Annotated in this window: 23 protein-coding genes and 1 tRNA gene; 5 read left to right on the top strand and 19 right to left on the bottom strand. The window is 31.4% G+C overall.

Annotated elements, in window-relative coordinates:
- Positions 1 to 12 precede the first annotated feature (12 nt).
- Positions 13 to 2430, top strand: a complete 2418-nt coding sequence (leuS, locus tag D2833_RS02440) for a leucine--tRNA ligase (RefSeq protein ID WP_117274043.1) — start codon at positions 13 to 15, stop codon at positions 2428 to 2430.
- A gap of 91 nt (positions 2431 to 2521) precedes the next feature.
- Here leuS and D2833_RS02445 read toward each other — a convergent pair whose 3' ends face one another.
- From D2833_RS02445 to D2833_RS02455, 3 genes are all read right to left on the bottom strand, one after another.
- Entirely contained in the window at positions 2522 to 3190 is a 669-nt protein-coding gene (locus D2833_RS02445; RefSeq protein WP_011113684.1) for a YbhB/YbcL family Raf kinase inhibitor-like protein, read from the bottom strand.
- Between the two features lie 21 nt (positions 3191 to 3211).
- Positions 3212 to 3787: a YbhB/YbcL family Raf kinase inhibitor-like protein gene (locus D2833_RS02450; RefSeq protein ID WP_011113685.1), complete on the bottom strand. Its 576-nt coding sequence runs from the start codon at positions 3785 to 3787 to the stop codon at positions 3212 to 3214.
- 94 nt (positions 3788 to 3881) lie between these two features.
- Positions 3882 to 4721: an aldo/keto reductase gene (locus D2833_RS02455; protein WP_011113686.1), complete on the bottom strand. Its 840-nt coding sequence runs from the start codon at positions 4719 to 4721 to the stop codon at positions 3882 to 3884.
- Between the two features lie 288 nt (positions 4722 to 5009).
- Here D2833_RS02455 and D2833_RS02460 point away from each other — a divergent pair, with 288 nt between their 5' ends.
- Entirely contained in the window at positions 5010 to 5375 is a 366-nt protein-coding gene (locus D2833_RS02460) for a hypothetical protein (protein WP_011113687.1), read from the top strand.
- A gap of 66 nt (positions 5376 to 5441) precedes the next feature.
- On the opposite strand, the gene D2833_RS02465 is transcribed toward D2833_RS02460, so the two are convergent.
- The 10 genes from D2833_RS02465 to D2833_RS02510 all read right to left on the bottom strand — a co-directional run bounded on the left by D2833_RS02465 (position 5442) and on the right by D2833_RS02510 (position 14740).
- Complete coding sequence (locus D2833_RS02465) at positions 5442 to 5852, bottom strand: hypothetical protein (RefSeq protein WP_011113688.1); 411 nt, start codon at positions 5850 to 5852, stop codon at positions 5442 to 5444.
- The gene (locus tag D2833_RS02470) at positions 5842 to 6303 is read right to left on the bottom strand and encodes a hypothetical protein (protein ID WP_011113689.1); all 462 of its coding nucleotides are present in this window, start codon (positions 6301 to 6303) and stop codon (positions 5842 to 5844) included. The genes D2833_RS02465 and D2833_RS02470 overlap by 11 nt, the downstream gene beginning before the upstream one ends.
- Positions 6273 to 7763 (bottom strand): C1 family peptidase, encoded by a 1491-nt coding sequence (locus D2833_RS02475; RefSeq protein WP_011113690.1) that lies wholly within the window; start codon positions 7761 to 7763, stop codon positions 6273 to 6275. Before D2833_RS02475 ends, D2833_RS02470 begins: the two co-directional genes overlap by 31 nt.
- Entirely contained in the window at positions 7763 to 9403 is a 1641-nt protein-coding gene (locus D2833_RS02480; protein WP_117274046.1) for a C1 family peptidase, read from the bottom strand. Before D2833_RS02480 ends, D2833_RS02475 begins: the two co-directional genes overlap by 1 nt.
- Before the next feature lie 7 nt (positions 9404 to 9410).
- Positions 9411 to 9842 carry an SsrA-binding protein gene (gene smpB, locus D2833_RS02485; protein WP_011113692.1) on the bottom strand — a complete coding sequence of 144 codons (432 nt, stop codon included), beginning with the start codon at positions 9840 to 9842 and terminating at the stop codon, positions 9411 to 9413.
- Positions 9842 to 10582, bottom strand: coding sequence for a hypothetical protein (locus D2833_RS02490; RefSeq protein ID WP_117274049.1), 741 nt, complete (start codon positions 10580 to 10582; stop codon positions 9842 to 9844). Before D2833_RS02490 ends, smpB begins: the two co-directional genes overlap by 1 nt.
- A gap of 5 nt (positions 10583 to 10587) precedes the next feature.
- Positions 10588 to 11649 (bottom strand): aminopeptidase P family protein, encoded by a 1062-nt coding sequence (locus D2833_RS02495; RefSeq protein ID WP_011113694.1) that lies wholly within the window; start codon positions 11647 to 11649, stop codon positions 10588 to 10590.
- Positions 11649 to 11810: a 50S ribosomal protein L33 gene (rpmG, locus tag D2833_RS02500; RefSeq protein ID WP_011113695.1), complete on the bottom strand. Its 162-nt coding sequence runs from the start codon at positions 11808 to 11810 to the stop codon at positions 11649 to 11651. The genes D2833_RS02495 and rpmG overlap by 1 nt, the downstream gene beginning before the upstream one ends.
- Before the next feature lie 1435 nt (positions 11811 to 13245).
- Positions 13246 to 13322 (bottom strand) — tRNA-Arg (locus D2833_RS02505).
- A gap of 47 nt (positions 13323 to 13369) precedes the next feature.
- Positions 13370 to 14740 (bottom strand): arginine deiminase family protein, encoded by a 1371-nt coding sequence (locus tag D2833_RS02510; RefSeq protein WP_011113696.1) that lies wholly within the window; start codon positions 14738 to 14740, stop codon positions 13370 to 13372.
- Between the two features lie 77 nt (positions 14741 to 14817).
- Between D2833_RS02510 and udk the strand changes: the two genes are divergently transcribed.
- Positions 14818 to 15462 (top strand): uridine kinase, encoded by a 645-nt coding sequence (udk, locus tag D2833_RS02515; protein ID WP_011113697.1) that lies wholly within the window; start codon positions 14818 to 14820, stop codon positions 15460 to 15462.
- Positions 15452 to 15736, top strand: a complete 285-nt coding sequence (locus D2833_RS02520) for a hypothetical protein (protein WP_011113698.1) — start codon at positions 15452 to 15454, stop codon at positions 15734 to 15736. The genes udk and D2833_RS02520 overlap by 11 nt, the downstream gene beginning before the upstream one ends.
- Positions 15737 to 15738: 2 nt before the next feature.
- On the opposite strand, the gene obgE is transcribed toward D2833_RS02520, so the two are convergent.
- From obgE to D2833_RS02540, 4 genes are all read right to left on the bottom strand, one after another.
- Positions 15739 to 17043 carry a GTPase ObgE gene (obgE, locus tag D2833_RS02525; RefSeq protein WP_011113699.1) on the bottom strand — a complete coding sequence of 435 codons (1305 nt, stop codon included), beginning with the start codon at positions 17041 to 17043 and terminating at the stop codon, positions 15739 to 15741.
- 4 nt (positions 17044 to 17047) lie between these two features.
- Complete coding sequence (locus tag D2833_RS02530) at positions 17048 to 17650, bottom strand: MPN565 family protein (protein ID WP_011113700.1); 603 nt, start codon at positions 17648 to 17650, stop codon at positions 17048 to 17050.
- 102 nt (positions 17651 to 17752) lie between these two features.
- Positions 17753 to 18034, bottom strand: a complete 282-nt coding sequence (locus D2833_RS02535; protein ID WP_011113701.1) for a hypothetical protein — start codon at positions 18032 to 18034, stop codon at positions 17753 to 17755.
- A gap of 24 nt (positions 18035 to 18058) precedes the next feature.
- Positions 18059 to 19396 (bottom strand): leucyl aminopeptidase, encoded by a 1338-nt coding sequence (locus tag D2833_RS02540; protein ID WP_011113702.1) that lies wholly within the window; start codon positions 19394 to 19396, stop codon positions 18059 to 18061.
- 149 nt (positions 19397 to 19545) lie between these two features.
- Here D2833_RS02540 and D2833_RS02545 point away from each other — a divergent pair, with 149 nt between their 5' ends.
- The gene (locus tag D2833_RS02545; RefSeq protein ID WP_011113703.1) at positions 19546 to 20661 is read left to right on the top strand and encodes an SLAC1 family transporter; all 1116 of its coding nucleotides are present in this window, start codon (positions 19546 to 19548) and stop codon (positions 20659 to 20661) included.
- 185 nt (positions 20662 to 20846) lie between these two features.
- Here the strand turns inward: D2833_RS02545 and D2833_RS02550 are convergent, their stop codons facing one another.
- Both D2833_RS02550 and D2833_RS02555 read right to left on the bottom strand, forming a co-directional pair.
- Positions 20847 to 22670: an FIVAR domain-containing protein gene (locus tag D2833_RS02550; protein ID WP_027333212.1), complete on the bottom strand. Its 1824-nt coding sequence runs from the start codon at positions 22668 to 22670 to the stop codon at positions 20847 to 20849.
- Between the two features lie 275 nt (positions 22671 to 22945).
- Positions 22946 to 24694, bottom strand: coding sequence for an FIVAR domain-containing protein (locus tag D2833_RS02555; protein WP_011113705.1), 1749 nt, complete (start codon positions 24692 to 24694; stop codon positions 22946 to 22948).
- Between the last annotated feature and the right edge of the window lie 60 nt (positions 24695 to 24754).

Genomic DNA, 24754 nt, shown 5'->3' on the forward strand with positions numbered 1-24754 from the left:
TAATTTGAATCGATGTACAACCATAATTTAATTGAAAAAAAATGAGCTAAGATCTGAAATGATCAGAAGATTTATTCTTTTCAGATTGATAAGAATAAACCTAAATATTACATCCTTGATATGTTTCCCTATCCTAGTGGAAAGGGTTTACACGTTGGTCATGTTAAAGCTTACATGGCCACTGATGTGATCTCAAGATGGAAAAACGCTTTAGGGTTTAATGTTTTACACCCCATTGGTTGGGACGCTTTTGGTTTACCAGCTGAACAGTATGCGATCCAAACTAATAACCATCCAGCTAAATTTACCCAAGAAAATATTAATAACTTCAGAACGCAATTAAAACGACTTGGGTTTAATTATGATTATCGTCTAGAAGTAGATACAACGAATAAAAACTACTTTAAATGAACCCAATGGATCTTTAAAAAGTTGTATGAACACGATTTAGCTTACCAAGCTGATATCGAAGTTAACTGGTGTGAACAGTTAGGAACAGTTTTAGCTAATGAAGAAGTACTAACTGATGAAAACGGGAATAAGATCTCTGAACGAGGATCTTATCCCGTAATTAAGAAAAAGATGCGTCAGTGAGTGCTGAAGATTACGGCTTTTGCTGATCAGTTAATCGATGATTTAGAAAACTTAAACTGACCTAATTCAATTAAGGCGATGCAAGTTAATTGAATTAATAAATCAGTAGGGGCTAGTATTAAATTTGAAATCGATCAGTTAGACAACCAAACGATCGAAGTATTTAGTTCACGAGCTGATACGCTATTTGGTGCTAGTTTTCTTGCATTAAGTTTTGATTATCCTTTAGTTAAGCAAAAACTAATCACAGATAAAAATAACGCGATCGAACAATTTATTAAAGATAATAGTATTGATCAAAGAGTAAGATATCAAGGGATCAATACTAATTATTTTGCTATCCACCCAATTACCAAGAAAAAGATCCCGATCTATTTGGCTGATTACATCCTCAGTGATTATGGTACTGGAGCAGTGATGGGTGTACCAGCTCATGATGAAAGGGATTATCAGTTTGCCAAGCAATATGATCTAGAGATCATCCCTGTGATTAAGGCTGATCAATATCCTTATCTATTAGATGGTGAACATATTAACTCTGAATTTAATAACGGGTTAAATAATGAACAAGCGATTCAAAAAACAATCGCTTATTTAAGAGAACATAATCTTGGTGATCAGAAGATTAATTACAAATTGCGTGATTGGATCTTCTCACGGCAAAGATACTGGGGTGAACCTTTCCCAGTTTTATTTGATGAAGAAGATAATATCTACTTATTAAAAGATAGTGAACTACCAGTAGAATTACCCCAGTTAAGTGATTTCTCACCAAATAAAGATGGTTTACCACCACTAGCTAATGCAGACGATCAATGGTTGCATCCAATCATTGATCAGAAGAAATACCGTCGTGAGATTAACACGATGCCCCAATGAGCTGGTTCTTGTTGGTATTATTTAGCTTACTTATTAAAGTTAACTGATCTAAATCAAGCTGATGGTGATCAAAACTATTTAGCTTTAAATAGTGAAAAAGCTAAAGAACTATTTGATCACTTTATGCCAGTTGATCTATATGTCGGTGGGCAAGAACATGCGGTCTTACACTTATTATATGCAAGATTTTGGTATAAATTCTTGCATCATATCAAGATCGTTAGTTCAACTGAACCATTTAGTCAACTAATCAATCAAGGAATGATCTTGGGTGAAGATAATACCAAGATGTCAAAATCAAAAGGGAATATTATTAACCCAGATGATTTAGTTTTATCTCATGGAGCTGATACGATTAGAACGTATGTGATGTTTATGGGTCCACTTAATGCTAGTCTAGCTTGGAACTCAAACGCACTAAATGGTACTAGAAAGTTTTTAGAACGAGTTTATAACTTATTTGATCGAGTGGAAATTAATGATTCAATTAATCAAAACCTAAATTATGATTATCATAATTTCTTAAAGAAGATAAACAAACACCTAGAAAACTTCGAATTCAACTTAGTTGTCAGTGAGATGATGATCTTTATTAATGCGTGTTATAAGCAAACCCAAGTTAATAAAGAGATGATTACTAACTTCTTGATTGTCTTATCATTCTTTGCTCCTTATTTAGCTGAAGAACTAAATAGCAAACTCAATAACCCAACCTTACTATATAAGATGAGATTAGCTCAATGAGATGAAGCTTATTTAGTTAAAAACACAACAACGATCTCATGCAGTATTAATGGTAAGTTTAAATTAGTTCATGAGTTTGATCTTGATAGTGATGAACAAGAAGTAGCCAACTACTTCTTGAATCAAGATCTAATAAAAAGAAATCTAGAAAACAAGAAGTTAGTTAAAACGATTTTTGTGAAAAATAAAGTAATTAACTTCATAATTAAATAAGAGCTAAAAAAAATATAAGCAGGTTTATCTGCTTATATTTTTTATTGTTTAATTTCTATTAGAAATTTGAAACCAAAGAAGGATAAATTAATTAACCAACTTTCTTGTATTTGAAGTGTAAGGTGTGCTTACCAACAACGTGTTTGTGAATTGCTTGCATGAAATCACCTACATAATACGGCTTGTTTAAGTGGTATTTTTGCGTTCGGTGGTTCTTGTGGTAAGTTAATTCACTAGCATCAACATCTAAACCATAAACAACTACGGTGTATGTGTGGTCAGCGTTTGGTGGATAACAACCAAAGTACATTAATGAATTTTCAAGTGATGTTGAAGTGAACCCTTCAGGTAAGATTCCCCCTAGATCTTTATTAGTTTTGTTGTTAGCTACCAAAGTCTTATTAACACTTGAGTTGTGACCTTGTCATAATAAGTTTTCACCGTATGCTGATTGCTTAGATTCTAATCACTTATTGTGGTCAAGATATGATTGGTTTTCAGCAATGTGGTTAGTTTTAATATTAACTGCGATCCAGTGAATGAAACTAAAACCAATTACTGCAGCTGCATCAAAGTCTTCAACGATCACTGCATAACTTTTCGCATTAGGGATCTTTTCTCATGATAGATCTAATGAGAAAGAAGGGAATGGTGTTTGGTTTTCATTCTTATGACCACCACCATGTAAAGCTAGATAACCATCTGCTCCAACCATCTTTGATCAGATCTTGCTATTATTACCAATTGAATATTTTTTCATTATTCTTATACCCCGTCTCTCTTAATTTGGTTTGTACCAGAAGTGTAGTTCATGTTCACCTACAGTGTGGCGGATGATCTTTTGGTTAAGATCTGTTAAACTAAAGTGTTTAGGTAGATCTACATGATCAACATCTAATCCGTACACTCTTAATGTGTATAGGTGAGTGTCATCTGGTGGTAGAGGTGGTAAGTAATCACTAGCAGCTTCAGCAGTGTTTTTAAACGCCCCTGGAACACACTCAATAATTACACCTTTAGAACTTTCAGTTTGTCCTTGTGCTGTTGAATTTAATCCTTGAACGATACTCTTATTATTAATATTAGCTGCATAAGCTAATTTATTTTCTTTTACATTAGCCACAACTCAATGAATGAATGATTGCCCAATTACACGAGATGCTTCGTAATCAACCATTACGACAGCATAGCTTTTAGCACCTTCAATTTTATCTCACGTTAAATCTAAACTTTCATAACGATTGTTATTTAATTTAACGGTTTCACTTTTTAAATAAACACCATCACCTGTTTCTGTAAAACAATTTGATCAAATGGCGTGTTTCTTTTTCATATCCATATTAATTATTCACCTCAAATAATTATCAAAATAATAATTTAAATTAAATATATAGCTTATATATTTTTTTATCTAAATATTGCTTGCTGTATAACTAATAAAGTTTGCTCAATTAAAAATCAACTTGATCAGGGTGTAAACCTAACCCACCACAATCGTTTAATTGATCAATTACTTTAAGATCAGCTTGGTTAATCCCGAAGTTAAAAACATCAAAGTTAGATCTAATCCGTTCTGGAGTTTTGGATTTAGGTAACGGAACGATATCTTTTTGGATGATCCAATTAAGGATCAATTGTGCTACGGTAACTTCGTATTTTTTAGCTAACTGAACTAGGGTTTTATTTTCTAGAACTTTTGATTGGGAAAACGGTGATCATGCTTGAACAACGATATTGTTCTTTTGGCAATATTCAACGATCTCAGGTTGTAAATACCCAGGGTGGAACTCTAATTGGTTCACCATTGGTAAGATCTTAGCACTTTTTTTAAGTGCTTCAATATGGTGAACTAAAAAGTTACTTAACCCAATTGCTTTAATTTTACCTTCGAGATAAAACTCTTCCATCGCTTTTCAAGTTTGGGCATTAACTTCTTGCCAATTATCTTTAAAACCCTTACCGATCGGTCAATGGATTAATAAGAGATCTAAATATTCAAGGTCAAGATCTTTTAAGATCTTATGAAAGGCTTTTTTGGTTGATTCATAACCCTTATCATCGTTTCAGATCTTTGAGGTGATAAAGATCTCTTTGCGATTAACACCTGATAACTTAATTCCTTGACTAACTGATAGTTGGTTTTCATAGATCTCAGCACAATCAAGATGACGATAACCAACTTCTAAAGCAGTTTTAACTGCTTCAACAGTTTGTTTACCATCCTCTAATTTGTAAGTGCCAAAACCAATGCTGGGCATCTTATAATTATTAGCTAATAGATTGTATTTCATTACTTTTATTTTCTTAGTGGTTAAATATATTTAATTTGTAACATATCATAAGTTTAAACCACTTAAAGGTTGCTAAATCATATTCAAATCTCATCTAGTAGATATTAGCTATAACTAAAACTTGGTATTATATAAGATTTATTTAAAAAAAATAGCAAATATCCTTTATAATAAATCAAGAAAGTTATTAAGTTATTGCTAAGTTTAGAATGATCTAGTTAAATTTTAGGTCTAAAATTTAATATTTAAATTTAGAAACAACTAATAATTAACTTATTAATCCCAACTATGGTCTTTAATAAATCTAAAGATTTACTAATCAGCAAACCCAGGATTTATATTAATTTAAAAAGTAATATGATCTCCAAACTTGTTCGGGTTGATTTGAATAGTGTGATCTTACAAATCGAGTACAACTGAGCTACTGAAAGAAAGCACAAAAGAAATCTAATAAAAAAGATCGATCGCTTAATTGATGAAAGTTGAAACAACGATCTAAAAAAAGTGATCAGTAAGTTTAAACGCTTACACCGTTGAGACCGTGATGAAATTGATTATTTCACCTCAAGAATTATCAACTTACAAAAAAACGAACTAAACTTATTCTTAAATAACCGTAGACCTGATCAGTTGTTAGCAAGAAAAAAGAAGTAAAATTAAATCAAGATAAAAAATATTAAGCCTTGTTTGGGCTTAATATTTTTTATTGTTTAAGAGCTCTTAAGATAAGTTCTTCTTATCTTTGGGAGCTGAGATTGGCTTATCTTCTTTCTCATCATCTGATTCAGCACCATAATCGTGATTGAAGATCGCATCCCCATACATACTTTGTAATTTTTCCATAAACTCAGCCATCTTTCTCACATCATCTGATGCTCTGGGGTCGTTGACAATATCTTCTTGGATCTTTTCAAAGATCCCATCAAAGCTATTGGCATTAAGGTTGTTTAAGTCGATCTGTTCAGATCCAACCAGGTTTTTAGTGTAGTTTAAAAGATCATTATAAGCAGCTATCTTATCAAAACCAAGTGCTAATAGTAGTTGTGATTCGCTGACATCATCTGAAACGTTAAGCCGTTCTTTTAACTCTTTTTTAGTCATTTTTAGTTTTTCAGCTAATTTATTTAACATCTTGATTGATACTACTTTCTTGAATTTCTTTAATTAAAGCTTTGGCAATAATTAGTTGTTTGATCTGGTATTTAGTTATTTTAAAAAAATAATTATGTTTTTTCAAGAATAAATTTGTTTTATAAGCCAGATCTTGAAAATTATTTCGTTCTTTGATGTGTATGAAAAACCCAATCATCACAAACCCAAAAATGATGATAAAAGCGATCAAAAACAACCTTGAAGCTGTTGATTGAATTGAGTTTTCTACTCTGGTGTTCATATCGTTTGTTTTTAAAGAACGATTAATATTATTTGAATCAGGATTAGATAAGCTAAGATAGATCCCAATGCCAAAAACGATCATCCCAATAATAAACCCAACCAAGATCAAGATCATTGGTTGTTTTTTATTCTTAATACTGTTGTTAATCTCGTCGATTATTTGGCTAGGGTTCCAATTGGATCTCATGGTTCTAATAATCTTACTGGTTTATCGAATTCTTTGGTTAGTTTTAATTGTTCAACTAGTTGGTTAAATAACTGTCGGTTGATTGCTACTTGATATGTGTATCTCTTGAAATAAGAATCTGAGATCACAAAATACCCAGCATGACCAAGATCTTGTCCCCAAGAGTTTTCAATCTTTCATTTATGAATAGTTAATTGATCCATATGTTCAACTAAATATTGGTAAGCTTGTTTAGTCTTATTAGCTTTAACTAACTGATTAAACTCTTGATCGATCTGATTAAATTTCTCTAAATCTAAATCAACCCCAGTAATTAACATCGCATGGTTGATTGATGACAATCAATAATCTAATTGATCGTTCTTAGATAATGATAGATCAATATTAAATAGGGTTTGATAATCAAATGATTGATCATCCCAGAACGTTTTAGCTTCGTTTAAGTAGATATTTTTAACTTCACAACCAAACCATACTGGTTGTTGGTTAACTAGTTGTTTAATCGTTAGATAACTAAATAATCCTTGTTCTAGATTGTAGTGTAAGATCTCATCTGATTCAATGACGTTGTTTAAATATTTAACACTGAAAGTTTGGTTAAATGGTTTGTTATTTGCTGGAGCATTAATAACTGAAACAAACCCTTGTTTTTCAACTAACTGCTTAAAGTATTTTTGATAAAAAGTTAATGGTGTGAAATTAGTTTCAACCACTTTCTTAGGTAAGTAATTAAAGTGTGATTCAGATCTATCAGCACTGTCTTTTTTAATTACTTTAGTGTAGCTAAAATCAAATTTAGTTGGTAACTCTCCATAGATTGAACTTAGTAGATAAAACACTTCATCCAAAGCTTTGGTTTTAATCTTATTTAGTTCAGCTACTGGTTTATCCTTATTATCAAGAATCTTACTTGCTGCTTGATTTAACTTCAAGTTAATCAAGTAGTTAAGTTGGTTTGTTGATGCGCTATTTGCAGTATCAGGCATTATAGATTTAGGCACTAAACCATACTTCTTAATTAAGTTGGTTAACATCGTTCACTGCCCACCATCAGCTACGCCATTCTTAAGGATAAATGATAAGGTTCGATCATTTACTTTCTTATCTCTTAATTCAGTAACTGTTTCTAAAAAGTAATTAGCTTTTTCAAACTTATCTCAGAATGCTAGATAACTTTGTGATAACTCTAGATCATCAATATTTAACTCTTTAGCTAGATGATATCTTAATAGATTAAGTCCAGCAAAGATCCAACATCTTCCCGTTTGGAACTGGTTGGTAATTGGTTGAGCACTTAGATCAAGATTAAATGATAATGAGTTCTTACTAAAGTTATAACCGTTATATGATACACTCTTAACACCAACGGTGTTTAAGATATTTGTTAGTTGTTTATTAAATTTTGAACGTGATAGGTTGTTTAGTTGTTTTAGTGAGTCTTTTAATTCTAATTTTGCCATTATTTAACTCCTTTGTTGTTAGCACCTAATGGGTCATAACCATCAATTAAGATCGGTTTAGTATCTAAACCAGCTTTTAAAATCTCTTTGGTTTTTAATTGTTTAACTAAACCAATTAAATCTGGATCGATAAATTTTGGGTTCTTAAAGAAATCATCAGCTGCTTTAGTTGAGATCACGATATCAATTAAATAATCATTAAATCATTGATCGTTCATGTAATAAAATCCTTTATTACCAACTTTTTCACCCCATGAGTTTTCAATCTTTCATTTCTTGAAAACAAAGGTTTGACTTAGATCTAAAACAAATTGGTACTGATCAAATTTTTTTAGGTTCTTATATTTTTTAACTAACTCTTTTTGTTTTAGTAAACTCTTAGCTTCGTCAAAATCAACCCCAGATAAAGTCATAGCATGGTTAGATGAGATAAAGTGCGATCTTACTTGTTTATTTCGATCAACACTAAAGTCGATATTAAATAGACTTTGATAATCAAATTTTTGATTATCAAATCCCCCGGTTTTATTGTTACGGTAGTGATTAACATCACAAGCAAATCACATCGTTTGTTTAGCTACTAAATTAGCTAAAGCAAAGAATTTAAGAATATTACGATCAACATTTAAGAAATTAAAATCACTAGCTTCAAAAAGATTATTTGAATCTTTTAAGCTATATCTTTGGTTAATTTTGTAATCAATAGTATTACCAATCGTTCATAGATCTAAGAAATCATATTCTTGGTAATTAACGTATTGTTTAAAGAATTCAAGCGGAGTAATTTGCTTGATAAAACTAAACTCGGTTTTAATCTCTTTTAATTCTTGTTTAGCTTTTTCTTCTTCTTGTTGAGCTGGGGTTTTTACTTCAGTCTTAGTCTTAGTTGATTTCTCTTCTTTATTAGCCAACTCTTTATTTTCTTCATCTTTTTTAGCATCAGCTACATATTGTCAATCAAATTTTGATGGAACAGGACCATATGCTAAAACTAGCATCTCTAGTACTTTTTTAAGGGTTGCATCAACAACTTCTTTTTGTTTTTGGCTTGCTTTTTTATGAGCACGAATCTCTTTAGTTGCTTTAATTAAAACAACTTGAAGTAGTTCATTAAGAATAAAAGTGTTGTGCCCAGAGAAACTATCAGGCATTACTTCTTGGGGAACTAAACCATATTTGTTTACTAGATTTTCAAAAAAACCATACCAACCACCATCTTGACCAGCTGATTGTAATTCAGCTTTCAGATCACGATCATCAAGCTCAACATCAGCTTTTTCAATCATTTTGTTTAAGAAAACATTAGCACGCTCATATTTGTCCCAAAAATCCATATAGGTTTGTGAAAAGACAAAATTAGATACTTTTAGTTTTTCAGCTGTTTGTCTTCTTAGTGGGTTTAATCCAGCAAAGATCCAACAACGACCACTCATATCTTGGTTGGTAATAGTTAATGTTGGTTTGTGAGCATCAACTAAAAACTCAGTAAGATTTTTATCAGGGTTAAAAACATTAGCTGCCATTAGATTAATATCATTAGCTACTAGTGCATTTCTTGTTAGTAAGTATTCGCGTTTTTTTTGATAACTTAAGTTTTTCTTTAAGTATTTTTGAAAATCGATTTTATTATTTTTATTCATATTTGATTTAATACTTTCTTATCTTTTTATTGATTTCGCGTTCTTTGATCGTTTGTCTTTTGTCGTAGCGCTTTTTAGGTCTAGCAAGATAGATACTGACCTTGATTTTGTTATTAACAAAATAGATCTGATAAGGAATGATCACAAGTGAATGTTGTTTTTTAATCAGATCGATCTTTAAGATCTCGCTTTTATGTAAAAGTAATTTTCTTGTTCTGGTTTCATTTAACACCTTAGAGGTGTCAAACTTATATTTGGGAATTAATAAATTAAGGAGATATGCTTCGTTCTTACGGATAATTACATAACTATCATCAAGCTTACCATGGTGTAGTGCTAATGATTTAACTTCATTACCACTTAAGCTGATGCCAGCTTCGTACTTATCAAGTAATTCGTAGTTGTATTTAGCCTTCTTGTTATTAACTAATAATCGCATTAATGCTTAGGTTGTTTCTTCTTAAATAGATGATCAGTTAGTTTAGTGTTAAGTTTGAAAAAACTGTAGATACTAGCAAGATTAAAAATGAAGAACAAAACAATTAATAAATAACCAAATAGATCGATTCCTAATTGATAAAGATTTGGTGATAATTCTTTAGTAATCTTAAAAGCATAACCAAATGATTGATTAATAGCAATTGGTCTAGAACTATCTGGAAACTGGGTAAAGTCAGTTACCACTAACCCAAGAATAAAGATGATCCCACTAACTAGGATAAAAAAGCTATAACCAAAAGCCTTGTAATTAAAGATCGTACGTGCTTTTTTATCTAAATTTAGGTAATTTTGATCTTTGAAACTATAACCATAATAAAATAGCACACTCACCATATTGATTAGAAATAAAGATAATACACTAATCCCATATGATGTTAATTGCAATGAAGCACTCGTACGCATGAATGTGCCAATTAATGGATCATTATTAGGTTGATAAATTCAAAATAAGCCAATCATGTTTTGGCTATTTGAAACAAACTGTTTGGGATAAACTACTCCAATAAATATTAATAAAGATAGGATTAATAAGCTTAAACTAAAGATAGCAGCACTGATAAACCTTCATAGATCAACTTTAAGAACAGTTAGTAACTTTGAAGGTTTTCTATTTTTTTCTAATTCTTTTTTTAGCTCACTAATCTTACTATCAATATCTTCGTGTTGGAATTTAAACATCTTAATTAAAGTTTCATTCTTTTAATATCTTTAGATAGCCAAATTGATTTATCTGCTTTGACTTGAATCATATCTTCGATTCTGATTCCACCAACATTAGGAATATAGATACCTGGTTCAATCGTAACTATTGAATCAACTCCTAATTTATCAGTATAAGAGGTTGCTACATTTGGCTTTTCGTGAATATCAATTCCCACACCGTGACCAGTTGAGTGAACAAAAAGACCCTTGAATTCAGTTTCATCAATGATCTTACGACAAACTGCATCAACTTCTTGTCCAGTCATATCAGCTTTAGCTGCTTTAATACCTGCTTGGTTAGATTTATCAACTAACTTATAAGCATTAATTAATCTTTGGTTTTTTGGTTTATTTAGTACTCAAGTTCTTGTAATATCTGAACAAAAACCTTGATAAATTGTTCCAAAGTCAACTGTTACAAAGTCACCATCTTTAAACTTACGATTAGTTGGATGGTGGTGTGGTTTAGCTCCATTTGGTCCAGATGCAACGATCGGATCAAATGAGTTTTTTTCACCTCCAGCATCAATTAAAGCAAAAGTTACTAATTTAGCTAATTGAATCTCGGTCATATCAACCTTCATCATACTAGTTAATTTATTACCAACTTCTTTGGTAATATCAATAACTTTTTTAAGTTTCTTAATTTCAGAAGGAGTTTTAATCGCTCTTAGACTTTGGGTCTCAATCGGTGTTTGTTTTTCACTAATACGATCTAATATTGATTGGTATTGATATGTTAGATAATCGCCTTCAATCAGTAAGTGTTTAATCTTTAATTTCTTAGCAACATCACTAAGTACATTAGCTGCTAATAACACTACTTCAGTGTGCTTGATTTCTTTGCTTGCAGCTAAGTAGTAACGAGAATCGATTACTAAAACTGATTTCGTGTTAGTAACTAATAAAAAACCAGCTGAAGATTTAAACTCTGTAAATCATAAACGGTTTTGATCAGATGTGAATAAGATAGCATCAGCTTTGTGTTGCTTTAATGCTTTTTTAATAATGTCATGCTTAAATTGAAAGTCTGCGGTTAACATTATTTACGTTTCACCTCTTTGTGAACTGTAGTTCCGCGGCATCTAGAACAATATTTGTTTAGACTTAGTTTTTCTGGGTTTTTCTTTGCATTCTTTCTAGTAATGTAATTAATTTCATTACAGTCATTGCAACCTAATCTGGTACCACGTTTTTGTGCCATATTTATAATATTTCCTTAATTGATTCTTATAATGTTATAAAACATTAGTATATTTTAATTTTTTATAAAAAAAATTGCAAACAAAACAACAGTAACAACTGGTTTACAGAAGTTAGTACAGTTTTATTTATCTTTATTTTATTAAATTAATCCAAATCGTTAAGGGATTTAAACTTCGTTAACTACTTGCATCATAAAAACATCTTATATTTTGCTCGTGATTAACAGCGACCTTTCTTGGGCAGTTAATGAATATAGATTAGAACGTATATCAAATAGTTCCTATCAAGGACTGTTTAAATCATCAGCATTTCGTTTATTAAACAACGAATAATGTAAACATATATTCGACTAATATACAGAATTATGGTTTTTATAATTTTTAGCTTTTTATATTAAATTTACCGTATATTTTAAATATTTTTAAAAAATTAATCATTTTTAGTAGTCTGTTATGGTATTAAATAACACTTATAGTTATGTGTTAAATTAATCAATATTTTAAACAATCTAGTTAAGGTTAAATCGTAAAAAAGCTTAACCGTAAATTCAAATATTCATAATTCTGATTAATTAGCTGATGATCAGTCGTATTTATAGCTTTGTTTTTTCTATAGTTGTTAATTAAAAGAAATGCTACAACTTTTTATCAGGACGTTTTAAATGTTTAATAGAATTTAAAGGTTAGTCTAGTCATAAAATTACGCTCATTGTTTTTAAAGTTGAATATAAAAAATAGTCATTTTTACCGTTTAATATGATTTTTTATAAATCTATCCTAGGGATTTTAAACATACTTTTTTTAAGCCGTAAATTCAAATTTATTCTTAAAAAAATATAAGCTTGTGCCTATGTATTGGTGTTAAATTAAGAAAACTCATTACTTACTTTTTAAAGCAAAAAATGGTTCTCTTTTCTGAAATAAAAAAAGTTGATTATAAATGCAACTACAAATACTCTTTTTACTTTAAATAAACTTACCCAGAAGATATCATAAGTTAGATTCATAATATATCTATTTTTTTATAACGTTTATAAACGATAATATCAATAAACCAATTTGTTAGAAAACTATTAGAACTTTTATCTTAGATGAGTTTGAGTATTTTTTGGACTAGTTTTCTAGCCTAATACGAACTCGCAATTATCTTGAATTACACTTCTTATACAAAACATAGTCAACTCTTCATTTCCAACAAAAATGCAAAATCCAGCGTAAAAACAATAAAAAAAGATTGATCTACATAAGAGATCAATCTTTATAAGAATAAAAAACGGCTGATTACTCAGCCGTGAAAATTAAAAAAACGAATTTAGAATATAAAATTTTATGACAACAATTACGATGACAATCGCAACTGCGATAACCACAAATAAAGAAAGGATTAATTAATAAATATGAACTGTGGTTTTAATTTAATTATATGAATTTTAATGGCGCGCCGAAAGGGATTCGAACCCCTGACAACAGGCTTAGAAGGCATGTGCTCTATCCAACTGAGCTACCGGCGCAAATAAGGTAATTTTATACCTCTAATATTATATATTATTTTGTCGTTTTATTCACGAATTAACGGGATTACAAGGTTATTTACACCAGCATTAGTCCGAGCCAATTCAGCTGATGGTAAGTAATGTACTACTAAACCTTGTTGTAGTAACAACTGATTGGTAATCTTATTACGATCATACACAATAACTTCAGTTGGTTTAATCATTAATACTTCTAGTGCTGAATTATTGGCTTCACTAATCCCATTAAGTTCATCGCCACCACCCGAAAGAATGAATTTAGGTCTTCTTTTAATAATTAATTCGATTAATGATTCAAAACTAATGTCGATCTCTTTGAACTCTAATTTGTTTAAACCATCAATATCTTTTTGTTCTGAATCTAATAATTCAAAAAAGACCATTTCACCAAGTGCTTTTTGGTGAACGATAAACTTATCATAATCAAGTGATGAGATCAATTGATTCATTCTAATAAATTGATCACTATTCTTTCTTGCACAAACAATAATTCTTAAGATCTTATTCTTAGGATCGTTGTATAGATTACGTGCAAAAACTTCGATCCCTAAGATATTAGTGTGCTCAGATACACTAATCAATAATGTATCTTGATTAATTAATAAGATATCATCGCTTGATAGATAACACTTATCAGTGTTTCTTGAGAAATACAGATTAACATTGTTAAATCTCGGGTGGAACTTAACTAAGTATTCATAAAACAATGTGTGACGGTTAAAGTAATCGTCATTGTGTTGGTAAATCACAACTCCATTACCAATCGTGCCAAAATATTTAGCTTGTAATAAGAAATCAGATAGTGGCTGGATATAATAAGCACTATCATCTAAAACTAAATCGCTAAAGCGATTAATAATTAATGAAGGTACTTCGTTTTTTCTTACCCCTGCAATCATCGCATTAATCATCTCTAGATTACTATCAAAGCTTCTAAAGTAATTAAATAAGGTGTTAAATGCAGATAAACTAGTTATCTTAGCTTCAAGAATAAAACGTTGGATAAACTCTTCTTTTAGTTGTTCATCTAACTGATCAAGAGCTGATGCTAACATTAAGTTTAAATATTGCACCTTAACATCATTCTTTTGTAAGATCGCACTTAAGATATCATGCTCTCTTTGAATTCGTTCTAAGTGCTTGGCACTACTAAAAGTAGTCTGATTTTTCTTGATGATACGTTCTACTTCAATCCCAGGACGGTAAATAATTACTTCTTTTAGTTTTGATGAATTATTATAAACATTAAAGTCTAGGGGTGTTTTTGCTTTTAGTCTTGCATCACGATCATCTAAAGTGGTTAATTGGTTATTAACTTTAACAATAGGTTGATTATCTACTTTTTTACTAGATACTTTAACTGATCGTTTTTCCGTTTTTTTCTTTTTAACTGCCACTTTTAAATCTTAATTATACAAATAACTTTATTATTATAGTATTATTAAAAATAAATAATAATAATACTTATTATTAGATGAAAAACGTGCAGCCAATGATCATTGCAATAGCTGGTGGTAGCGGTTCTGGTAAAACAACAATCACCCAATCAATTATTGCCAAGATTAAAAGTGATACCAACCTAAAAGTGGCAACTGTTTGTTTAGATAATTATTATAAACCGTTTAGTGATCTAAATCTTGAAGCTAGAAAAAAGCTGAACTATGATGATCCCAATAGTTTTGACTTTGATCAAGTTTATTATGATCTGTTAGCTTTAAGCAATAACCAAACAATCAAGATGCCAATCTATGATTATAAAAACTACACTAGATCAGATCAGTTTACTGAGATTGATCCATCTGATGTAATCTTATATGAAGGGATCTTATCTTTATATGATTCAAGGATCTTGGATCTATCAAAATTTAAGTTATTTATTGATACCCCTTCAGATGAACGATTAGCTAGACGGATCGAACGTGACTGTTTAGAGCGTGCTAGAGATATCAAACAAGTCTTAAACCAATGACGTTCACAAGTCAGAGTAATGCATCGTAAATACGTGCAAAAACAAAAAGAGGGCGCTAATCTCATCTTACCTTGGTACACCTTAAACCACGAGGGGATGAGTATTATTCAAAACGCAATTATTAAGATCGCACAAGGCAATGAATTTTAAACTTACTCACCACTCACGGATTAGAGCAGTTCAACGCTTAGTTTTACAAGAAAAAAGTGAACTTTTCATTGATCATGAGATCAATGAAATCTTAAGAGATCTAATCCCATATTATGTTGATAAGAAGAATTTTGCTTATTTTGAGATTCCCAAAAAATTCTTAATTGATCGCCATAAAAGAACATATGCCATTGTTGATCAGAACAACGGCATCATTACTAGTATTACACCGATCTCACCAAGTAAGTTTATTAAGATTTATAGTATGAATTAAAACTATTCATCAATTAAATATTCATAATCACAGATAACGATTACATCATTAGGTTTGGCACCCATCTTTTTTAGTTGGTCTTCAACACCTAATGATTTAATTTTTTGTCCTAATCTGGTGATATTATCTAATGTAGTTTGAGGGATCTTCTTAAATCAATAAGTTAGTTTTTTTGATGAAACGATCCAACGGTTTTCCCCGTCTTTAATTACATCTAAAGGATCGTCATCAATCGTTTTTTCACCATCGTAGTAATAAACTTTTTCAGCAACCATCGGGATCGAAAACGGATTGGTTTCAGTTGTTGTTGATAAGGTTTTTTGATAAAGATCAAAAACCCGATCAACTAAGTTATTGACATCGCCATTGATCGCTGAAATGGAACTGATATCAATCCCTTTTTTAGCTAAATAACTTCTTAGTTTATTGAAGTTTTCACTAGCACCTTCAACGTCCATCTTGTTAGCTACTACTAACATCTTCTTATTAACCAGTAGTTGGGAATATTTTCTTAGTTCAGTCATGATCTTTTCATAAGCATCGATCACATCATCATGGTCAAGTGGATTCATTGAGATTAAATGAATCAACACTTCACACCGTTCAACGTGACGTAAGAAATCATGACCTAATCCATAACCTTCACTGGCATTTTCAATTAATCCTGGGATATCAGCAAACACTAAGCGTTTGTCATTATTTTCAACGATCCCCAAGATTGGTACTAACGTTGTAAACTGGTAGTTAGCAATCTTTGGTTTGGCATTCGATAATTTGGAAATCAACGTTGATTTTCCCGCATTGGGATAACCCACAATCCCCACGTTGGCTAAATATTTTAGTTCTAACCTAACGGTTTTCTCTTCACCTTCATCACCTAACTCATATAAGTTAGGTGCGCGTAAGGTTGATGATTTAAAAGCCGCATTACCTCGACCACCCTTACCACCGTGACAGATAATATATTCTTGTTTATCTCTGATCAGATCAACGATTACTTCATTGGTTTGTTCATCATAAACGGTGGTACCAATCGGAACTTTAACATACTTATCCATCCCGTTTTGACCTGATGATAGATCTGGCTTACCATTATCACCATTACTTGCACGGATGATCTTTGAATATTTCAAACTTAATAAGGTTGATTGGTTGTGATCAGCTACCAGGATGATATTACCACCCTTGCCACCACTTCCACCAGCAGGTCCACCCTTATCATAGTGCGCTTCTCTTCTTCAGGCAATGATCCCATCACCACCATTACCAGCAATTAGTTTTATTTGACATCGATCGATAAATTGCATATTCTTATTTATTCTTATCAGAGATTGTTATCGTTGAACTTTCTGGTTTTTTTAATTGCTTAATCTGTTCACTACGTTTATTCTTATTTTGGTTTTCTTCAAGTAGATCATTAAGATAAACATAATCGTGTTTTAGATCTAATCTAATCATTAGTTTATTAATGATAAAAACCAAAAGAAAAAAACTGATACTAAATACTACGATCACCAACACGATCCGGCCAAAGATGATTAATCCTTGGTTGGCAAACTTAAATAGTCCAGATAAGATGATCGTGATTAAGGCAATACTAAAACTATAAGTTAATGGAATCAGATCATAAGCTGTTTGTTTGAACAGATATCTTATTAATAAGATTAATAAGAAATACACCCCAAGTGGGGGGAAGATAAAAGCCAAGATCAAGGGATTAAAATTACGTTGGTTAATCATCTGATCTTGGGTAATAATCACCCCTTCACCCAACAACCAATTCAGTTTTAAAAGATTAAACTCACCAAACAAAACTCAGATAACAACATAATAACCAACCACAAAAAACAATAAAAACAACGTAAGAATTAGGGGGTTGGTTTTTTTGTATAGCGAGCTTTTAAAATACTCCATAAAATACTTACTAATTATATAAAAATATCTGATCAAACTAGTAAGTTTGAAATGAAAAAAAAATCAATCGGCTTCTAGCTGATTGATTTTGTCTTAATTGGTTTAGCTTTGTTGAAGACCCATACTTCGCGCAGCCATCACAGCAAATACCGCACCAACAATACTTCCAACACATAATAAGATTAAAAAGATGATAATTAGAATCTTGGTTCATTTGGATAATTTATCAAGTTTAGAATTACTTTGGTATTCATAAACTTCATTGTGCTTATCTGTTTTTTTTTCAAGATCTAATTGTTCTTGTTCTTGAATTAATTTGGTGTGGCTTTGTTTTACCTGTTCAAGGTCAGGTTGATTAGTTGGCTCGTTGTGTTCTTTTAACATAGCTTATTTGTTTAAGGAATTTAATTACTTTTGGTTTTTTGCTTGTAAGTATAAAGCACGAATCATTGGTGATAAACCAAGTCCAGCTTTATCTGATCCAGTACCAGCAATATCACAGTGGATTAGATCAACACCTTCAGCAAATTCATTTAAGAACATTGCCGCTCTTGATGAACCAGCATATGGCGCATTAGTTGAGTTAGCAATATCAGCTAAAGGAGTTTTCAGCATTTCTAAGTAATCGTTGTGCATTGGTAATCTTCAAACCGCTTCACCAGCTGAGAACGCATTGTCTTCAAATTCTTTTCAGAACTTATCAGATGTTGAGAAAACACCAGTGTAAGTTTTACCTAGGATGTAGCTCATTAATCCAGTTAATGTTGCTACGTCAAAAATTCTAGTTGCTTTAACATCAAGTGCAGCATATGAGATCGCATCAGCTAACACTAAACGACCTTCTGCATCAGTGTTATCAATTTCAACAGTTTTCTTGTTGTAAGCAACTACGATATCATCAGGACGTTGTGCTTTTGGACCAATTAAATTTTCAGTTAATGGCGCAAGTGCCACAACATTAGTTTTAATTTTGTTTTTAGCTAACGCTAAAACTGTTGATACAACGATTGCTGCACCTGACATATCATATTTCATATGTCTCATGTGAGGACCAGTTTTTAAGTTCATCCCCCCTGAATCATAAGTAATTCCCTTACCAACGTAAGCAAATTTTTCTTTTGATGATTTGTTGTTTAAGTATTCAACAACTAAGAAACGGCATTCTCTTTCTGAACCTTTATTTACTCCGTATAAAAGGTTTAGTCCCATCTTTTTGATCTGTTCTTTGTTGTATACTGATAGCTTAACGTTCTTAAGGTCTTTGAATTCAGCTTTGAATAGATCAACAAAAGTTTCTGGGTATAACACATCAGAAGGAGTATCTTGTAATCTTCTTGATAATGTAAGAGCTTCAGCCACGTTTTTAGCAGCATCATAAGCAGCTTTAAATTCTTTAGAAACTTTAACAATAAAACTTGGTTTAGTATCTGGTTTAGTTTTTCTTGTAAACGGAATGACACTAGCATATTCAATTGCACAAGCAACTAATAATGCTACAGTTTCACTATCAGCATTAGTTGCTGTTAAAAAGCTATCAAGATCTACTTCAACTTTTTCTTTTTGTGAGCAGAACATCTCAACTAGTTTGTTGTACAACTTAACACCATCATAGTGTGAAGTAAATTCAAACAGCACAACCCCGCCTTCAGTTTTAAAAGTGTAATCTTTTAATTTGTTATTAACCTTGGCTTGAACTAATAACATCTTCTTTGAAGAAGAATGAGTTTTTTTCGTATTTTTTTCCATTATTTATCTTTCTATCAAATTAAATTATCAATGTGTGGTTATTTAATTTAAATTAAAATATATCTATATTTTATTAAAAATTTTAACATTTAAAAAACGTAAGTTGACATAATGATAATTAAATTTAAATAAAAATCGCGATTCATAAGATGTCAAAAAAACTGATTAGTAAAAAGTTCGAGCAAGTGCCACTAGCCTTGAGCGGACTGACGTTGGGTACGATTGGGCTTGGTTTTAGTTGAGAAGCACTACTTACCCACTTTAAACAGGTAAGTTCTGATCCTGAAACTTATAAAACAGCAACCTTAGTAGTGCTATTCATGTTGATGTTATTATCGCTACTATATGGAACGATCGTTGCTATTAAATATTTAACCAATAGAAAACAATTTGTTGGTTATTTAAGAACACCAAACCAAGCAGGTTTAGTCTTTCCTTTTTTTATGGCCTTGGGGTTATTTGGTAACTTTCTAGGTTATTTAAATGTCAATTATTTACAGACCAACTTTGCTTTTAGTGTGGTCATCAACATTATTGTTGTTTTTTCAACACTATGTCATGTTTTGTGTCTGATCTATTTTGTTAATGTTGTTTTAGCAAAACATGATCTTGAAAAAGATGAAGTTTACACTTCATGAAATATGCCATTAGTAGGCTTGGGAATTAGTTGTAGTTTTTATCCGAATTTAGGACTAAATAATGAATATTATTTAGCTTATTATCAGATCTTATGATTAATCTGTTCGTTCTTATTCGTAGGTTCTTATTTTTTATTTGGTTATAAACAATTATTTAAGGGTTTTGCCAACAAAGAAGATATTGGCACAATGTCAATTATGGCATCACCACCCAACTTATTATTAGTTGGGTTTTTAAAAATCTTTAACCCAGCAGTTCACCAACACGCATTACTAATTAACTTTTCAGTAACTGCATTTAATATCCTTACTTATAGTTTTATCTTCTTTTCAATGGTGGGATTATTTATTTACTTCTTAACTGCCATTAAGTTATTAGTAATGCGTAACTTTGGGTTTGCTTGAACTGCATTTACGTTTTCAGGCACAATCAATGCTAGAGCATTATTAGATACAGTTAATCAAGGCGGATTACCTGATAGTATCTATTACATCTTACTTGGCATTAGTATTGGTTTAATTAGTGTTGTTAGCTTAATAGTTAGCTTATTGACGATAAAAACCTTCTTCAATTTTAAAACCTGGTTTGAGTATGAAACTAAAGTTCATACAAGCGGAATGGTTTAATAGGTAATTTAAAAAAAATAAACCCAAGCTTTGAATATGATTCGAGCTTGGGTTTTTTATTGAACTAAAATCAAATCCTAGTAAGGCTCTCTTGATTACACCAACTTAGTTTTAAAGGGATAAAATAAAACACATCGAAATTAATTCGATGTGTTTTATTTTTTTTTGGTAAGTTTTGAAGATTCTTAAGAAGCTAATCTGAAAGTAATATTACCTAAATTAGGCGCAGCTTGACTATTTAATCCAGTTACAAGAATTTTATTTAATCCTTTGGTTAAGGTTAATACTCTATTAGTATCTTCAACTGTAGTTGTTTCAGTTTTTGCTGTATCAAAAGTTTTTAGGATGTTTTGTGCATCAGTTGATCCTGATGATAAGTTAGTAATCTTAACAACACTAGTTGATTGTGCTTGACCAGTTCCTGAAGTTGTTTTAAACTCCAACTCGCGACTATCAGATGAATTATAAATTCCTGAGATATTATAAGAACCAGCTTGTGGAGCATTAACATAGAACGTATAAGTTCTAGTGTTTGGACTGAACGTACGTAATGCGTTTCGTGATGCCCCTTCCCCGCTTTGGTCACTTCCACCTAAATTACCTATTAAATAGTATGGTTTATTTTGAGCTACACCATCTAATGTTAATGGTTTATTATTAACATTTGGATTAAATTGTCTCATTACAATCGTTGAACTACTTGCTAAACCATAAGCTTTTAATACGTCTACTGTAATCTCTCTTGGATTATCTGGAGAAACGATATTACCAAAGATATCATTATAAATCTTATCTAAAGCATTTGTATCACCATCTGGAGCTGATGAAAGATACATATTACCAACAACTGGGAATGGTAAATTCTTATGTGATCTAAGTGTAATCGTATTCATTCCATATCTTAGGTTAGTAATTGGTAATCTAATTACGCTAATACTATCAACACTTGGAGTTGGAATAATTAAGTGGTCTCTAAAACTGTTATCACTTGATTCTTGGTGGTTTAAAAGGTAATCAAAAACAATTCGGTTACTAAGTGAGTTAATTGATTTATAAGGGAAATATAGATAAGCTACTGATGATGGTCCGTAGTATTCAAAATTAAATTCGTATTTAGATTCAGCTTGTGCTGCTGGTGTTAAACTATAGATTCAACCAACATTGGTTAATTCGCTTGAATTACTAACGATCGCGCCTTCACTTCTGTTTGTAATCTCGTGCGGATAAACTCAAATCTTAGGAGTGGCAAAATTATATGAATAATTATTAATATTAGCACTATAAGCTACAAAGCTATACTCTTCTGGAACAGGACCAGTCTTAGCAAATGTCCCGATTAAGTTTTCTTTCTTAACATCAAAACGCTTGAAAACAGCATATTCATCAGCGTTTTGTTTTTCACTAACTAATTTTGAAATGCTCTGAGTAATATTTTCAATATTAGTGATCGTAGCTTTTTCGTTTTGTCCAAATGATTGTAAAGTGTTAGCGATAATTACCTTTGCTTGATCATAGATCGGTGTAATGTTAGTTTTAATCGCACTGTATTTTTCTTCATTTAGTGATGAGATGATTAAACTTGCACTTTGCATCTGTGCTTTTAGACGATTATAAGCCATCACTAATTCAGAATGTTGGTTATTAAAAGCAGTTTTATCAGCACTAGCTTTACCAATCGCATTACGAAGTGTTACAATCGCTGCTTCTAATTGTTCGGGTGTTGAATTATTACTATCACTAATGATTCTAGCAGCTTGATAAGCAGCATTTAACGTGTTGCGAATATTCTTGTAGTCTTCATACATTTGAAGGGTTGTAGGTTGACTATCAATTAAATTGTTTAGTTGTCTTTTTGTCTGCTCACCAGTGTTAAGCTCTGGTTGTCGATTGATTGGATCAACCGGTTTTTGTTCGACTGAATTTGACAGTGATGTACAACTAGACAGTATTAAGCCTAAAATCGAGCCAACACTTAAAAAGCTAACCACTTTTAATAAATTCTTTTTCATTGTTTCTAATTAATTACGATCTATGTACCATAAGGTTTTTTATTAAACAAATTTCAACTAATATTAATTAATCTTATATACATACATAACATATATATGTGAATTATAACACCAAAAAAATTGAAGCTGTTTTACACAATATTAGTTATTAAAAAATAAGAAGGCCAGAATTAGTTAATAATTCTGGTCTAATTTAAAGGTTGATGATTAGTTAAGATAACCCGGTTTTTGCTAAGTTAGCTAAAAATGGTATTTTTTGAGTTAAAAAACAATCATTAACCTTTGAATGTAAAGGTTACATTACCAAGGTTTGGCGCGTTACCTTCAAATGAAGTTCCGCCCATAACCACAATTCTATTTAAACCTTTTTGAAGGGTTAGAGTTTTATCATTACCCATTGTCGCTGTATCAAACTTAACTACTTTATTCTCACCACTATTCGGAAGACTGCTAAGAGTTAAAGTGTATGTTTGTTGTGGGTTTGGAGGAAGTGGAGCAGTTTTAAACACTAGATCACGAACTTCGTTTGCATTAGTATAACCACTAACATTATATGCACCTGATTTTGGCGCGTTGACATAGAACGTATAAGTTCTTGAAGTATTGTTGATCGCGTTGGCTGACATAGTATTATTACCAGCACTTCCACCTAATCAACCAATCACGTAGTACGAATTGCTTTCAGTAGAATCACCTAAAGTAGCACTAATTTGTCTTAGTAAAGTTTTTGAATTATCTGCTAATCCATAACCATCTAAGAAATTAACTGTTACTGAGTTCTTATCTTCTGACAAGGTGTTACCAAAGATTGAGTTATATACACTATCATCATTATGATCTGATGAGCTAATATAGAAGTTACCTACCATTGGTGTAGTTGTTCCTTCAATCGAACTAAAAGCAACTTTATTTCTTCCAAACTTTAAGTCATCTAATGGCACTTTAGCAACTTGAATACTATCAACTGTTGGTGCATTAATAATTACTTTTCGTTCAATGGCAGCATTTCGATCATTTAATGAGTAATAGAATGAAACTGTTTGATTTGTTTGTTTAGATAATTTGAACGGGAAGTACAATCACGCTTTTGAAGGTCCGTAATAATCAAAACTAAATTCATAACCATCATTAGCTTCTCGCCCAAAGTTGTAAATCCAACCAACATCAGTTAAAGCTTGAACTTCTTCAGAAGCATTAGTTGCATCGCCAACTTTAATCTTATTCTTTGCATATTTGTATGATGCATCAACTGCTACAGAAAAAGCAGAAAAGCCAAAATCACTAGGTTGTTGAGTGTTATCATTCGCAATCGGACCAACGAAGTTAGTAGGTGATAATGCAAACTTTTTAAAGTTAGCAAACTGATCAGCATTTTGCTTTCATTCTGGTAATTTTGCTAATGCTGCTGATAGATCACTACTAACCTTTGTTGCGTATGGCAAACTAACCGCTGAACCCCCAGCTGTTTGTAAACCGTTTTGTAATACAATTATTGCAGCTTGATAGATCGGTCTTAATTTAGCTCTAATTCCGCTGTATGCAGCTCGATCAAGTGATTCATTGATCCCTGAGATCTGTTCTTTAATCTGGTTATAAACCCCGATTAATTGAGCATTATTTTGATTAAAGCTATCTTTATTTCTTTCTGCTTGACTAATCGCATTTTCTAAAGCAGTTTTAGCTTCATTTAGTTGTTCAGAAGTTGAATTGGTATTATCAACAACTGCTTTAGCAGCTTCATAAGCACTTTTAAGTCCGGCTTGAATCTGTTTGTATTCGTTATACATACCAACTTGATTAGCTTGCTTATTTAACAATCCGCTTAGTTGGTTTCTAGTTTCACTTTGATTTGAAAGACCACCTTGATCACCGTCTTGGTTATTATTTGATCGGTTTGAATCATCTGGAACGGTCTCTGTGTGGTTAACTGAACGAATCAAAGAGTTACAGCTTGCTGGAACTACAGCTGCAAACGATCCTGCCCCGATCAGACTAGCTAGTCTAAATAAACTTTTCTTTTTCATTATATATGGTCTAATTTAATTAAGAATTTATTACTATATTAATTTGCAACAAATAAAATT

Origin of the sequence: Mycoplasmoides gallisepticum, assembly GCF_900476085.1 — a bacterium.
In the GTDB taxonomy this organism is placed as follows: Bacteria; Bacillota_I; Bacilli_A; order Mycoplasmatales; family Mycoplasmoidaceae; genus Mycoplasmoides; species Mycoplasmoides gallisepticum.